Source organism: Ferribacterium limneticum, from assembly GCF_020510625.1.
GTDB lineage: Bacteria > Pseudomonadota > Gammaproteobacteria > Burkholderiales > Rhodocyclaceae > Azonexus > Azonexus limneticus_A.
On the sequence record NZ_CP075191.1, the window covers coordinates 3,659,183 to 3,673,163 of the forward strand.

13 protein-coding genes are annotated in these 13,981 nt (G+C 60.2%); 3 read left to right on the plus strand and 10 right to left on the minus strand.

What is annotated here, in order from left to right:
• Positions 1 to 290 precede the first annotated feature (290 nt).
• The 9 genes from kdpE to kdpF form a co-directional block, all read right to left on the minus strand.
• A complete protein-coding gene (gene kdpE / locus KI617_RS17565; RefSeq protein WP_226448480.1) occupies positions 291 to 983 on the minus strand; it encodes a two-component system response regulator KdpE in 693 nt (230 codons plus the stop codon).
• Positions 984 to 3,692, minus strand: coding sequence for a two-component system sensor histidine kinase KdpD (gene kdpD / locus KI617_RS17570; RefSeq protein WP_226448482.1), 2,709 nt, complete (start codon positions 3,690 to 3,692; stop codon positions 984 to 986).
• Positions 3,693 to 3,872: 180 nt separating this feature from the next.
• Positions 3,873 to 4,184, minus strand: a complete 312-nt coding sequence (locus KI617_RS17575; RefSeq protein WP_226448484.1) for a hypothetical protein — start codon at positions 4,182 to 4,184, stop codon at positions 3,873 to 3,875.
• A 194-nt stretch (positions 4,185 to 4,378) separates the two neighbouring features.
• On the minus strand, positions 4,379 to 4,840 hold the full coding sequence (locus KI617_RS17580) for a PTS sugar transporter subunit IIA (RefSeq protein ID WP_226448486.1): 462 nt from the start codon (positions 4,838 to 4,840) through the stop codon (positions 4,379 to 4,381).
• A 126-nt stretch (positions 4,841 to 4,966) separates the two neighbouring features.
• Positions 4,967 to 5,761, minus strand: coding sequence for a TorF family putative porin (locus tag KI617_RS17585; RefSeq protein ID WP_226448488.1), 795 nt, complete (start codon positions 5,759 to 5,761; stop codon positions 4,967 to 4,969).
• A 17-nt stretch (positions 5,762 to 5,778) separates the two neighbouring features.
• Complete coding sequence (gene kdpC / locus KI617_RS17590; protein WP_226448489.1) at positions 5,779 to 6,354, minus strand: potassium-transporting ATPase subunit KdpC; 576 nt, start codon at positions 6,352 to 6,354, stop codon at positions 5,779 to 5,781.
• 11 nt (positions 6,355 to 6,365) lie between these two features.
• A complete protein-coding gene (gene kdpB / locus KI617_RS17595; protein ID WP_226448491.1) occupies positions 6,366 to 8,432 on the minus strand; it encodes a potassium-transporting ATPase subunit KdpB in 2,067 nt (688 codons plus the stop codon).
• Positions 8,433 to 8,448: 16 nt separating this feature from the next.
• Positions 8,449 to 10,227: a potassium-transporting ATPase subunit KdpA gene (kdpA, locus tag KI617_RS17600; RefSeq protein WP_226448493.1), complete on the minus strand. Its 1,779-nt coding sequence runs from the start codon at positions 10,225 to 10,227 to the stop codon at positions 8,449 to 8,451.
• Positions 10,224 to 10,316 (minus strand): K(+)-transporting ATPase subunit F, encoded by a 93-nt coding sequence (gene kdpF / locus KI617_RS17605; protein ID WP_226399476.1) that lies wholly within the window; start codon positions 10,314 to 10,316, stop codon positions 10,224 to 10,226. Before kdpF ends, kdpA begins: the two co-directional genes overlap by 4 nt.
• Positions 10,317 to 10,598: 282 nt before the next feature.
• Here kdpF and KI617_RS17610 point away from each other — a divergent pair, with 282 nt between their 5' ends.
• On the plus strand, positions 10,599 to 11,126 hold the full coding sequence (locus KI617_RS17610) for an HIT family protein (RefSeq protein ID WP_226448495.1): 528 nt from the start codon (positions 10,599 to 10,601) through the stop codon (positions 11,124 to 11,126).
• A 144-nt stretch (positions 11,127 to 11,270) separates the two neighbouring features.
• On the opposite strand, the gene KI617_RS17615 is transcribed toward KI617_RS17610, so the two are convergent.
• Positions 11,271 to 12,260 (minus strand): GlxA family transcriptional regulator, encoded by a 990-nt coding sequence (locus tag KI617_RS17615; RefSeq protein ID WP_226448497.1) that lies wholly within the window; start codon positions 12,258 to 12,260, stop codon positions 11,271 to 11,273.
• Between the two features lie 172 nt (positions 12,261 to 12,432).
• Here KI617_RS17615 and KI617_RS17620 point away from each other — a divergent pair, with 172 nt between their 5' ends.
• Positions 12,433 to 12,984, plus strand: a complete 552-nt coding sequence (locus KI617_RS17620) for a cysteine hydrolase family protein (RefSeq protein WP_226448498.1) — start codon at positions 12,433 to 12,435, stop codon at positions 12,982 to 12,984.
• Positions 12,985 to 13,026: 42 nt separating this feature from the next.
• Entirely contained in the window at positions 13,027 to 13,950 is a 924-nt protein-coding gene (locus KI617_RS17625) for an MBL fold metallo-hydrolase (RefSeq protein WP_226448512.1), read from the plus strand.
• The last annotated feature ends 31 nt before the right edge of the window (positions 13,951 to 13,981 follow it).

A 13,981-nucleotide genomic window follows, 5' to 3' on the forward strand; every position in this document is an offset into this window, starting at 1 on the left:
CATATTTCGGCTCTACCTTGCCGGCCCAAATTTGTGAATGGCCTGCGTCCGGCGGAGCGTTCTGATGGAACCTTCCCACTACTTGTCAGAGCGGCCTTGCCGTGGGCATGAGGCCGAAGTTTGGCCTCGGAAGACATTTCACTGGCTAGTCTCCTGGGTCAGCAAACAACCAGTGATCAGCCCTTCGGGGGGTGATCTGCACTGGGCAACGAGCCCCCACACGACGCCCCACCCAAATGCAGTCAGCTTGGATTCAAGCGGCACGAAAACTGGTCACTGCATACACGCCACTAAGTCACAAAGCGATATCCAACACCCGACTCCGTAAGAATGAATTTCGGTCGAGTCGAGTCGTCCTCGATTTTTTTCCGGACATGCCCCATATAGACACGAACATAGTGGCTGTCCTCGATATGGTTTGGCCCCCAGACCGCCTTCAATAGCTGGCGGTGGGTCAGGACGGAATCGGGATTGGCGATCAGGTAGGCGAGCAGCCGGAACTCGATCGGCGTCAGGTGAATCTGCTGCCCATCTTTTTCGACGATGCGCTTGCCCAGATCGACGCGAACATTGCCGAATTCGAACACCGACAGGCCCGTCGTTCCGGCCCGGAAACGCCGTCTCAGGTGAGCACGGACCCGGGCCAGCAGTTCGGCGGCGCCAAATGGCTTGATCAGGTAATCGTCGGCCCCGGCATCGAGCGCCGCCACCTTGTCGGCTTCGGCCGTGCGTGCCGAGAGGACGATGATGGGAATTTCCGACCAGGTCCGCAAATCGCGGATCAGGTCGATGCCGTCGCCATCCGGCAAGCCAAGATCAAGCACGACGAGATCGGGCTGCCGGGTGCCGACTTCGATCAGCCCCCGTGCCACTGAGTCAGCCTCGAAGACCTCCAGTTGCTCGGCCTCCAGCGCCAGTTTGATGAAGCGGCGAATCTTCGCTTCATCCTCGACGACAATTACGGTGGGCGTGGCGGTAGACATTCAGCGGCTCTCCTTGTCCTCGGGGGCTTCTTCGACATCGAGCATGGGCGGGTTACCTCTTGGCAGGGTAAACATGAAGCGCGCTCCCCCTTGTGGCCGGTTTTCGGCATGGATTTCTCCACCATGTGCCTCGACGATGGCCCGGCAAATGGCCAGCCCCAGCCCGACGCCGCGGGTGGCACCTTCCGGCTGGCCGCGCTCGAATTTCTTGAAAATCATTTCCTCTTTCCCTGCCGGCAGGCCGGGGCCGTTGTCGTCGACCCAGACCTCGATGGTCCGCTCCCCGACCTTGGCGCCGACTTCCACCAGGCTACCGGCGGGTGTGTACTTCACGGTGTTTTCCAGCAGGTTGTAGATGACCCGCTCCATGAGCACGGAGTCGATATTCACCAGCGGCAGGTTTTCATCGAGCGAGACCTTGATCTGGTGCTCGGCAAAGGCACGCTCCAGGGTTTTCAAGGCGCTGACGACCACCTCTTCGAGCGGCTGCCATTGCCGGTTCAATTCGACCCGACCAGATTGCAGCTTGGCCATGTCGAGCAGATTGTTGACCTGGCCACTGATGCGGAGCGCTTCCTCCTTCAGGGAGTGGGCAATCTCGGCCTGCGGGCCGGTCGGCGGCGGCTGGGTCAGGAACATCGAATCGGCGAGGCCGACCAGCACGCTCATCGGCGTCCGCAAATCGTGCGAAATGGCCGACAGCACGGAGTTGCGCAGACGCTCGGATTCCATCTGCACGGTTGTGTTCTGGGCCACCTCGACGTAGTGCACGCGCTCAAGCGCGATGGCGATCAGCGAGGCGAAGGTGTCGAGCAGTCGCCGCTGTTCCGGGATCAGCAGGCGATCCGTATGGCGTACTTCGAGCGCCAGTACGCCACGCAAACGCATCGGCGCCTTGAGCGGCAAATACAGGATGGGGCTGGCCGCCAGCGTGTTGGTGCCCTGGCCGGCTGGCTCGGCATGATCGAAGGCCCACTGGGCAATCCCCATGTCGACGGCGGGCAGGCCGTTGGCTGAAGGCAGGGCCGGTTGCAGCCGATCATTGTCGTCGGTCAGCAGAAAGGCCGCTTTGGCGCCCAGTTCGGCCACAATGAAGCGTTCGCCGATCTCGGCGATCTGCTCGGGCATCAGTGCCGCCGATAGATCGCGCGACATTTCATAAAGCGAGCGAACACGCTGCTCGCGGCGCATAGCCACCTTGGCCTGGTATTTCGAGCCAGCCGTCAGCTGGCCGGTAATCAGGCCAACCACGAGCATGACGAAAAAGGTCATCAGGTATTGCACGTCGGAGACCGCGAAGGAAAAGCGCGGCGGCACGAAGAAAAAGTCGAAAATAGCGACCGCCAGGAAGGAAGCCAGAACGCCCGGGCCGCGACCATAGCGCACACTGACCAGCACTACCGCGAGCAGAAAGACCATGACGATGTTGGGCAGATCGACAATCGGGAAGATCGCCGTGGCGGCCAGGCCGGCCAGGGCGCATCCGAAGGCGGCCTTGGCGTAGGCCGGCCATTGCTGGGCGATGCCGTCGACCACGCTTTCCTCATCCGATCTGGCCTGCTCCCTTTCAGTATCGGAACGTGCTACCTGAAGGACGTCGAGGTCGGGGGCTCGCTGGCCGACACGGTCGGCGAAAGAGCGGTACCAGGGGTGCCATGGACGCGGGTGATCCCGGCCGACAAAGATTTTCGACAGGTTGTGGTCGCGGGCGTATTTGACGGCGACTTCTTCCGCAATGTTTCCCGACAGCGTCGCCGTCTGGGCGCCCATTTCTTCAGCCAGCTTGAGGTTGCGCAGGATGCGGTGGCGGTTCGCTTCTGAAAGGCGCTGCAGGGCCGGGGTTTCAATGTAGATGGCGTGCCACGGCGCTTCCAGCCGGCTGGCCACGCGGGCTGTGGTACGGACAACTTTTTCCGCAGATGCACTGGTTCCGATGCAGGCAAGCAAGGAATCCCTGGTTTGCCAGACGGGCGAAACCGACTGGTCACGCCGATACTGCAACATCTGGTCGTCAACCCGGTCAGCCGTGCGGCGCAGGGCCAGTTCGCGCAGGGCGATCAGGTTGCCCTTGCGGAAAAAGTTGCGGATGGCCCGCTCGGCCTGGTTGGCGAGATAGACCTTGCCCGACTTCAGGCGCTGCAGAAGCTCGTCCGGCGGCAGGTCGACGAGCACGACCTCGTCGGCGGCATCGAAGACCTTGTCCGGCACGGTTTCCCAGACGCGAATGCCGGTGATGCCGCTGACCACGTCGTTGAGGCTTTCCAGATGCTGGACATTGACGGTCGAATAGACATCGATGCCGGCCGCCAGCAATTCGTCGATATCCTGCCAGCGCTTGGCGTGGCGCGAACCGGCGACGTTGGAATGGGCCAGCTCGTCCATCAGGATCAGCGCCGGCTTGCGAATCAGCGCCGTGTCGAGGTCGAACTCCCTGAGAACACGATCACGGTAGGGAATGTCCCGCAAGGGCAGATGCTCCAGACCGTCGGCCATGACCTCCGTTTCCATCCGGCCGTGGGTTTCGACGATGCCGATGACGACATCGACGCCTTGCAGAAGCTGCTGCCGGGCAGCCCCGAGCATGGCGTAGGTCTTGCCCACGCCAGCCGAGGCGCCAAAAAATATCTTCAGTTTGCCGCGCCGGGCCTTGGCTTCTTCAGCATTCAGGCGATTCAGCAACTGGTCGGGGTCCGGTCTTTGGTCTGACATGAAATTTCGACCCTATTTTTCGGCTATTCCGGCAAGTACCCTGGCTCGTGCCACGCCGCGAAAAACAGCCTTGCAGCGAGGGGAGCAGGTTCTCTGACGACCGTATGACAGGCGATCCAGCACAGTATGTACCTCATGACGGCTACCGCAAACCGGGCAAGTGTGGATGGCCATGATGCTTCAGGCCGCATGTTCGGCATAGCGTGCCAAGGCCACCGCCTGATCGGCGATCGCCGATGAAACGATGAACGTTTCCCGGCCACAGGCATTCCCGAGGTTGAGCGCCAGACCCAGTGCCGCCACGCCTGCCACCGCCATTCGCACCGGCTTGCCATATCCGGACAGAAAGACCCTGATTCCTTCTACCCCCATTCCCGTTGCCGGAAATTTCATTACTACGGCAGCCTTGCCTGGTTCGAGAGCGGCGATTTCAAGAGAGTCATTCGTCGAGGCGATGCCGATGCATAAGTCCGAGTTCATTTTGTCCTTCACTTTCGATTGATGAATAGCCAGGCCAGTCCCAAGGGAATGAGGATGGCGGCAACCGCCAACAGAAAATTAACAGCATCCATGCTCACTTGTATCAACCCGCCAGGCACACGAACCATACTAGGCAAAACGATTTCAAGATTTTGCAAAATATTGGCGTTGCACCATAAAAAGAACGTAAAAACCCGCGCATGAAATCAGGACACGAGCGGGTAGCGCTGGAATAGTTGTTTGACGTCCAGTGCCGTATTGCACAGGCCCAGGCTTTCGCGGAAGCGGCGATTGGAAAACATCTGCGTTGCCTCGGCCAGAATGGTCAGATGTGCCTCGGTCGCCTGCTTGGGTACGAGCAGCACGAGCACATCCGTAACCGGCTTGCCATCGGGCGCATCGAACGGGAGCGGCGACCGGGGACGTAGATAGGCAACCTGTATCCGGTCCAGGTCTTTGATACGGGCATGGGGGATGGCAAACCCTTCGCCAAGGCCGGTTGATCCAACCTGCTCCCGGCGGGAGAGGCTAAGTGTCACCCACTCGTGCGGCATGCCATGTGCTTTTTCCATGTGCCAGCCGATTTCTTCAAGAAGCTGCGTCTTGTTGGCCACATCGAGATCGAGAACGATGTCCTGGAGTTGGAGAAGATCAGGGATGGTTTTCAATTTGCATTCCTCGACAGGGTGATAAATCCGCTATCTTGCGATCCAGCGGCGGCTAAGGGCAGCGGGGTGGCCCACTTTCCCATTCACAAACTCGGTTTCGGGCATGGGCCTTTCCCCTTCACTCAATCAAAAGCTTTTGCTAACCGACAGGACAGCAGTGCCACGACCGGCATCCCTGGTCTTGCTACCCGTCTGATTGCCGGCGGTGCTCAGGTCGTTGGAGAAGCAATAGAACTCGCCGGAAGAGCAGTTACCTTTGGCATCGGTACCGATGCAAGCAAGGCCGACAATCCAGCCACTCAGATCCTTGGTTACACCCAGCTTCCAGTCGGTGTAGGAGCCGTTGTTGACCTTGTCAAAATCAAGATAGCCGACGTGGCCATTGACGCCCCAGCCGTTACCCAGATCGTAATTGGCGCTGAGGTCGATGTAGCTGACACCCTTGGTATCGCCACCGGTGGCGGTCTTGGCGCCGAAGTAGTCGGTCAGGCCGTAGTAATACTTGACGGAAATGAACTTCCAGCTGGCGCCGACGTAGACTTCGCCGTTCTTCACGGTCTTGTTCAGGTAGGTGGAGCCCGGGTAGTAGTAATAGATACCGCCGACATCAATGCCGAAATCGCCGAAGGCCATCTTGTAACCGCCGTAGAGGTCCATTTCCAGATTGCCTTCCGGATAGCCGGCGCCGGAATTGACGTTGGAGTTCCAGTTGCCGACATAGAGGCCGCTGGAATGGGCGTAGTCGATGCCGCCTTGCAGGGCCGGCTTACTGAAAGTCTGGTCGATGCCGCGGAAGCGGTAGCTGGAGAACAGGCCAACGTTGCCGGTCAGTGAGTGTTCCGGGGGCGGGGCAGATTCTTCAGCAAAGGTTGGAGCAGCAAAGGCGCTAACCAGAGCCAGGGCGATCAGGGATTTTTTCATGAGAGTCTTTCTTTGGTTTATTTGCGAAGCGAATCAAGCGCGATATTGAGTTGGAGAACGTTCACCCGGGGTTCGCCGAAGACGCCCCATTGGCGGCCTTCAGTGTGCTGGCTGACCAGGGCCTTGACGTCGGCCGGCAGCAGATGGCGCTGGCCGGCGACCCGAGTCACTTGGTAGGCAGCAGCCTCCGGGCTGATATGCGGATCGAGGCCGCTGGCCGAGGCATTGACCAGATCGGCCGGAATCGGCAGTTTGTTGTCGGGATCGGCCGCCTTCAAAGCTTCGACCCGGCTCTTGACCGCGTCGACCAGCGCAGGGTTGAGCGGGCCCTGGTTGGAGCCGCCGGAAGCGCTGGCGTTGTACGGCATCGGCCCGGTGGCCGAAGGTCGGCCCCAGAAATATTTGGGATCGGTGAAGTTCTGGCCGATCAAGCGGGAACCGACTGCCTTGCCATCCTTGACGATCAGGCTGCCACCGGCGGCCTCGGGGAAGGCGGCCTTGGCGATGCCGGTCACGGCGAGCGGATAGACGACGCCGGTGATGGCGGTGAGCAGGACGAAGAGGCTGACGGCAGGACGTAACAGGGTTTTCATGGGTTTTCTCCTCAAGCCAGGCCGACGGCGGCAATCGCCAGGTCGATCAGCTTGATGCCGATAAAGGGAACGATGACGCCACCCAGGCCGTAGATCGCCAGGTTCTGGCGCAGCAGGGTCGCAGCGCCGAGCGGGCGGTACTTGACGCCCTTCAAAGCCAGCGGAATCAGGAAGACGATGATCAAGGCATTGAAGATCACTGCCGACAGGATCGCCGAGGCCGGACTGGCCAGGCCCATGACGTTGAGCGCGGCGAGTTGCGGATAGGTCGTCACGAAGGCCGCCGGGATGATCGCGAAATACTTGGCGATGTCGTTGGCGATGCTGAAGGTAGTCAGCGAGCCGCGCGTCATCAGCATCTGCTTGCCGGTTTCGACGACCTCGATCAGCTTGGTCGGGTTGGAGTCGAGGTCGACCATGTTGCCGGCTTCCTTGGCCGCTTGCGTGCCGGTGTTCATGGCCACCGCGACGTCGGCCTGGGCCAGCGCCGGGGCGTCGTTGGTGCCGTCGCCGGTCATGGCGACCAGCCGGCCTTCGGACTGATACTCGCGAATCAAGGCAAGCTTGGCTTCCGGCGTCGCTTCCGGGAGGAAGTCGTCGACCCCGGCTTCGGCGGCGATGGCGGCTGCCGTGATCCGGTTGTCACCGGTCACCATGACGGTCTTGATGCCCATCTTGCGCAGTTCGGCGAAGCGTTCCTTGATGCCGCCCTTGACGATGTCCTTGAGCTCGATGACGCCCATGACGCGCGTCCCATCAGCGACCACCAGCGGCGTGCTGCCGCGACGGGCGACTTCTTCGACATAGCCCAGTACGGATGGCGGGAATTTGCCGCCGAGGGCTTCGACATGCTTTTTGATGGCATCGGCGGCACCCTTGCGCACCTGGCGACCGGCCATGTCCACCCCGCTCATGCGGGTATGGGCCGAGAAGTGTACAAAGTGGGCATCGAGGGCGTGAATGTCGCGCTCGCGAATCTGGAAACGCTGCTTGGCCAGCACCACAATGCTGCGCCCTTCCGGCGTTTCGTCAGCCAGCGAGGCGAGCTGGGCGGCATCGGCCAGTTCGGTTTCGGTCACACCATCGGCTGGCAGAAAAGCGGAGGCCTGGCGGTTGCCCAGCGTGATCGTGCCGGTCTTGTCCATGAGCAGCACGTCGACGTCGCCGGCGGCTTCGACGGCACGACCGGAGGTGGCGATGACGTTGGCCTGCATCATGCGGCTCATGCCGGCCACGCCGATGGCCGACAGCAGGCCGGCGATGGTGGTCGGGATCAGGCAGACGAGCAGGGCAATCAGGACCGTGATGCTGATCGGCGTGCCGGCGCCGGCCACTTCGACGCTGAACATCGAGAAGGGCAGCAGGGTGACCACAACGCCGAGGAAGACGATGGTCAGTGCGACGAGCAGGATGGTCAGGGCAATTTCGTTCGGCGTCTTCTGGCGCTTGGCGTTCTCGACCATGGCAATCATGCGGTCGACGAAGGTTTCGCCCGGATTTACGGTAACCCGGACGACGATCCAGTCGGATAGCACGCGGGTGCCGCCGGTGACGGCCGAGAAGTCGCCGCCGGATTCGCGGATGACCGGTGCCGATTCGCCGGTGATGGCCGATTCGTCCACCGAGGCGACGCCTTCAATGACTTCGCCGTCAGCCGGAATGGTCTCCTGGGCCTGGACGACGATGACGTCGCCCTTGCGCAGGTCGGCAGCCGGGACCAGGTTCCACTTGGCGCCAAAACTTGGCTCAAGCAGTTTCTTGGCCCAGGTTTCCTTCTTCAGGCCGCGCAGCGAAGCGGCCTGCGCCTTGCTGCGCCCTTCGGCCAGGGCTTCGGCAAAATTGGCGAAAAGGACGGTGAACCACAGCCAGATGGTGATCATCAGGATAAAACCGGCCGGTGCCTCGCCCTGGCCACCGAGCGCTTGCAGCCAGAGAATGGTGGTCAGAATGCTGCCGACGTAGACGACGAACATCACCGGATTGCGCCATTGCACGGCCGGATTCAGTTTCCGGAAGGCATCGGCGACGGCCGGCAGGGCCAGCGTCGGGTCGAACAGGGTAAAAGTCTTGCGTGTCATTGTTTTCTCCGCAGGCTTAGTGAGCGGCCGAGAGCACAAGGTGCTCGATGACGGGGCCAAGGGCCAGCGCCGGGACGTAATTCAGGAGACCGACCAGCAGCACGGTGCCGATCAGCAGCGTGACGAACAGCGGGCCATGGGTCGGCAGGGTGCCGGCACCGACGGCGATGCGCTTCTTGGCAGCCAGCGAACCGGCGATGGCGAGCACCGGCACGATCACGCCGAAACGCCCGAACCACATGGCAATACCGAGCATCACGTTGTAGAACGGCGTGTTGGCGGAGAGGCCGGCGAAGGCGCTGCCGTTGTTGTTGGCGGCCGAGGTAAAGGCATAGAGAATTTCCGAGAAGCCGTGGGCGCCCGGGTTGGCGATGCCTGCCTTGCCGTCGGCGAGCATCACCGCGACGGCGGTGCCAACCAGCACGAGCAACGGCGTAACCAGGATGGCGATGGAGACCATCTTCATCTCGAAGGCCTCGATCTTCTTGCCCAGGTATTCCGGCGTGCGGCCGATCATCAGGCCAGCGATGAAGACGGCCATGATGGCGAAGACCAGCATGCCGTAGAGGCCGGTGCCGACGCCGCCGAACACCACTTCGCCGAGTTGCATGTCGATCAGCGGGACCAGCCCGCCGAGCGGCGTGAACGAGTCGTGCATGGCGTTGACCGCACCACAGGAAGCCAGCGTCGTGATGGTGGCGAACAGGCCGGATTCGGCGATGCCGAAGCGGGTTTCCTTGCCTTCCATGTTGCCGGTGGACGCATCGACGCCCAGTTGGGTGAGCAGCGGATTGGCCTGTTGCTCGAAATGCATCGCAGCATAGGCCAGGGCGACGAACATCAGGGTCATCGCCGCAAGCACGGCCCAGCCCTGACGGGTGTCGCCGACCATGCGGCCGAAAGTGAAGCACAGCGCGGCCGGGATCAGGAAGATCGACAGCATCTGGATGAAGTTGGTCAGCGGCGTCGGGTTTTCATAGGGGTGTGACGAGTTGGCGTTGAGGAAACCGCCACCGTTGGTACCCAGCATCTTGATCGCTTCCTGCGAGGCGATCGGGCCCATGGCCAGCGTCTGGGTTTGCGTCTGTGCCGGTTCGGTGACGACAGCGCCCTTTTCATCCTTGAGCGGCTGGCCGGCATCGTCGACTTTGGGTGTCTCGAAACTGGTCACTTCCAGCGTCGTCACATCCTTGTAGGCGTCGAAATTCTGGATGACGCCCTGACTGGTCAGGAAGATTGCGTACACGATGGAGATCGGCAGCAGGATATGCAGCGTGATGCGCGTCAGGTCGGCCCAGGCATTGCCGACAGTCTTCGCCGTATGGCGGGCAAAGCCGCGGATCAGGGCGATGACGACGACGATGCCGGTCGCCGCCGACAGGAAATTCTGCACGGCCAGCGCCAGCATCTGGGTCAGGTAGCTCATCGTCGCTTCGCCGCCATAGCCCTGCCAGTTGGTATTGGTGGCAAAGCTGATCGCCGTGTTGAAGGCGGAGTCCGGACTGACGGCGGGGAAGGCCTGCGGATTGAGCGGCAGATCGGCCTGCAGGCGCTGCAGGGCGTAGACGGCAAGGGCGCCGAGGACATTGAACAGCAAAATGGCGAAGGCGTATTTCAGCCAGCCCATTTCCTCGTCCGGGCGGATACCGCACAGGCGATAGATCGGACTTTCGATCTTGCCGGCCAGCCGGAAGCGACCTTCCATCACGTTGGCGATGTAAGTTCCCATGGGTTTGACTGTCAGCAACAGGATGACCAGAAAAAGTCCGAGCAGTAACCAGGCATGATTGCTCATGAGAAGTTCTCCGGGTTGATCAGCGCGGCGATCAGATAGACCAGCAGGCCAACGGCGACGGCGCCGCTAAGAATGAAAAGCCAGGTCATTTGGCACCCCCGAGCCGGGCACAGCCGGCAGCGAGACCGAGCATCAGGGCAAAGAACAGCCCGATGCCGGCGAGATAGACGAGATCCATAAGTACACCCCATGTTGGTATTGCGACAGGGTCATACTAGGAAAAGCGCTATCAAAGTTTTCGAAAAAGCTGGGGGTGGGGGTATAAAAAATCGGTAAAAACCACGTCTGGATCCATGTCCGACAATGGATCAACTCGAATTCATCCGCCATGCAACAACCATCGGTATCGGCTTTGCATTCGCAGTTCCGGAATGCTGCTGCACTCCATGCTGTCCTACAGTTCAGCGAGATTGGCTGTCGAAGAGCTGCTTAATAGAGTATTTCTGACCGAATCAGCCTGCAGGCCGAAGACCGCAATGGCCGAATTGTTGCCTGATTTCATCGACACACCCCCGCCTGACTCCTGCATATTTTGTCGTCTGGTAAATGGCGAGATCCCGTCTGCCAAAGTGTATGAGGATGATTCAACTATTGCCTTTTTGGACCTTGGCCAAGTCAACCCTGGGCATGTCCTGATTGCAGTCAAGCGCCACGCCGCCACTCTGATTGACATCACACCTGAAGAGGCGGCTGCGGCCATGAAAATGATGGCATTGCTTTATCTTGGCCCCGCAAAGACCCTTCTGCCACTCAACTTGGAGAAGTTGCACAAAGAATTCGGCAGGCGTTTGGAGAGTCATGAATCTAACAGCAGTAATGACCGGACTGTTCGCATTGGGCCGACCTCCGGCAGCTTCCAAAATCGAGCGGTTGTTCGAGTGACTGAATTGCCGAATTGACGAGTGGCAGCAACTGGCCGAGTACTGAAGTAGCGATATTCAAACTCCGTGACCTCCATTCCTGGCCGCAGCCCGTTGAACTACGGGATACCTCGGTGTTCGGTTTTATCTCCAATGATTACACCAGCAACCCTGGCACACAGATCAAGCAGATTGCTCAGATTCACCAACTCCCTGCCGAGCGTCGCGGAAGGCTCGCCGATACGACGACGGCGATGTGTGCACCTGGTTCGAAAAATATTGGCGTAGCGATAGCGCTGTGCCAAAGCCTACTTCTGCCGCAACCCGCTCAATCGGCATATCCGTTGTCTCCAATAATTGCTGCGCTCTCGCGATACGCTCGAAAGCCAGCCACTTGACCACGGTCGTGCCGGTGGCCTCGCGAAATCGCCGGGTAAAAGTCCGCCGACTCATCCGCGCTATATCGGCCAGCACATCCAAAGACAGTGGCTCTGAAAGATGCTCTCGCGCCCACTGAAGCACACCCGGCAGGCGGCTCTCGCTGGGCAGAATCGGCACCGGCTGTTCGATGTATTGCGCCTGTCCGCCTTGGCGATGCGGCGGCGTCACCAGCAGTCGCGCCACACGATTTGCAACATCGGCCCCGTGGCGCTGGCGCACGAGGTTTAGACAGCAGTCAATCGCGGCCACCGTCCCGGCAGAGGTGATGACATCGCCGTCATCGACATAAAGCACGTCGGGATGAAAGTCTGCCTTCGGAAAGCGCTGTGCGAAAAGCTCACGGCAGGCCCAATGGGTGGTTGCACGCCGTCCATCGAGTAGTCCCGCATCCCCCAACACGAAAGCGCCCAGACAGAGTCCTACAACCTGGGCACCGTGGGCATTGGCTTGTTGCAGCGCATCCGTCAACGTAATTGGGGCGACGTGTTCCGGGTGATTCCAGGCAGGGACGACGACGATATCGGCCTTGGCCATTAACTCCAGGCCGTCGGGCACCTCAATCTCTACGCCCTGATCGCTGCGTATGCGGCCAGGCGTGGGGGCGCAGTACCGCACTTCGTAAGGCGGCAGGCCGCTGGGCGCAGGTTCGATGCCGAACACCATACCGGGCACCGAGAGATGGAACAGGCTGACGCCTTCGTAGGCGAGGACAGCGACGCGGATGGGCGGCATGAAACCTCCAAATACAGAGAAAGCATTTTGGCCCAATTATATCGAAACAAGTTATTTGGGCCAATGGTGCGTTATTCAGCCTTTCGCGAAAATTCAGGCAGCGCATCACCGAACCCTTCTCGGTTCGCCTTTACCCCCCAAAGAACCATCACCTGAAATAAAGAGGCAATCCATGAGCAAACGAGCAGTCGTCGTCGTAGACCTTCAAAACGAGTACCTGCCCACTGGCAAGCTGCCACTGGTCGGGATCGAAGCTGCCCTGGCAAACGCCGCTCGCATCATTTCCTCGGCGCGCGCCAAGAGCGAATTGCTCATCCATGTCCGGCATGAGTTCGCAACGCCCGATGCGCCTGTTTTTGTGCCGGGAAGCGATGGCGCGCAGATCATCCCCGCCGTCGCCCCGATCGCCGGCGAACCGGTCGTCGTCAAGAACTACCCCAACTCGTTCCGCGACACGGGGCTGAAGCAGATGTTGGACGAACAGGGCGTCACAGAACTGGTGGTGATTGGTGCGATGAGCCACATGTGCGTGGAAGCCACCACCCGCGCCGCCGCCGACTTCGGCTACCCCGTCACTGTGGTGCACGATGCTTGCGCAACGATGGATCTCCAATTCGGCGCAACAGTGGTGCCCGCAGCCCAGGTGCATGCCACCGCGATGGCGGCACTGGCATTCGCATACGGCACGATCACCAGCACAGCCGAGTACCTGGCGCAGATCTGAGTGCGAACCGTTAAAACAAGCAATTTTCTCCGGAGCACAAAAATGAAATCACCCCAATCTTTAAGCACCACATGCAGCCTGATGTGTGCACTGCTGCTCGGCATCGGCATTGCCGGTACGGTTCAAGCGCATGAAGCCGGTCACGCCCACTCTGCCAAAGCGAAGGCTGCGACTCGGCAGGTCGGATTTCAACTGATCCGCAATGCCACGATGAAACTCACCTATGCAGGCACCACCTTCCTGATCGACCCCATGCTGGCTGTCAAAGGTGCCTACAAAGGCTTTGATGGCACGCCGCGAAGCGAATTGCGCAATCCGCTGGTTGATCTGCCGGTGCCGATTGCCGACGTACTCAAAGCCGACGCGATCATCCTGAGTCATATTCACGAAGACCACTGGGACCCGGCCGCGCGCTATCTGGTACCGCGTACGATGACCATTTTTACCCAGGATGAAAAGGATGCAGCCAAGGTGCGCGAGGACGGTTTCACCGATGTACGCGTACTTACCGAAGAGGGTCTTGATTTCAAGGGTACCCGTCTGATCAAAACTCTCGGCAAACACGGCAGCAACCACTTCTTTGCCGTACCCCAGTTGGCCGAGCTTCTCGGCGACGTGATGGGCATCGTGTTCGTTCGCCCGAACCATCCCACCGCCTATGTGGCTGGCGACACCATATGGAACAAGAATGTCGAAGACGCTCTCACCCGCTATCAACCTGATGTTGTGTTCCTCAACACTGGGTACGCCCAGGTCAATGGTTTCGATGGATCCATCATCATGGGCAAGGACGATGTGGCGCGCGCCTACCGGTTCTCGCCCAAGGCCAGTATCGTCGGAGTCCACATGGAGTCGGTTAACCACGCCATGCTTACGCGCGAGGAGCTGCGTACCTTCATCAACGAGCAAAAACTGGACAAGCGACGCGTCTTGGTGCCTGACGATGGGCAGAGTTATCGATTCTGAACAGCGCACTGGCGCAATAGTCTTCCCACAA

Bases quoted from the DNA above. Each gene is read 5' to 3' on its own strand.
- kdpE (WP_226448480.1), bottom strand. From the start codon at position 983: ATGTCTACCGCCACGCCCACCGTAATTGTCGTCGAGGATGAAGCGAAG.
- kdpD (WP_226448482.1), bottom strand. From the start codon at position 3,692: ATGTCAGACCAAAGACCGGACCCCGACCAGTTGCTGAATCGCCTGAAT.
- KI617_RS17585 (WP_226448488.1), bottom strand. From the start codon at position 5,761: ATGAAAAAATCCCTGATCGCCCTGGCTCTGGTTAGCGCCTTTGCTGCT.
- kdpC (WP_226448489.1), bottom strand. From the start codon at position 6,354: ATGAAAACCCTGTTACGTCCTGCCGTCAGCCTCTTCGTCCTGCTCACC.
- kdpB (WP_226448491.1), bottom strand. From the start codon at position 8,432: ATGACACGCAAGACTTTTACCCTGTTCGACCCGACGCTGGCCCTGCCG.
- kdpA (WP_226448493.1), bottom strand. From the start codon at position 10,227: ATGAGCAATCATGCCTGGTTACTGCTCGGACTTTTTCTGGTCATCCTG.
- kdpF (WP_226399476.1), bottom strand. From the start codon at position 10,316: ATGACCTGGCTTTTCATTCTTAGCGGCGCCGTCGCCGTTGGCCTGCTG.
- KI617_RS17610 (WP_226448495.1), top strand. From the start codon at position 10,599: ATGCTGCTGCACTCCATGCTGTCCTACAGTTCAGCGAGATTGGCTGTC.
- KI617_RS17615 (WP_226448497.1), bottom strand. From the start codon at position 12,260: ATGCCGCCCATCCGCGTCGCTGTCCTCGCCTACGAAGGCGTCAGCCTG.
- KI617_RS17620 (WP_226448498.1), top strand. From the start codon at position 12,433: ATGAGCAAACGAGCAGTCGTCGTCGTAGACCTTCAAAACGAGTACCTG.
- KI617_RS17625 (WP_226448512.1), top strand. From the start codon at position 13,027: ATGAAATCACCCCAATCTTTAAGCACCACATGCAGCCTGATGTGTGCA.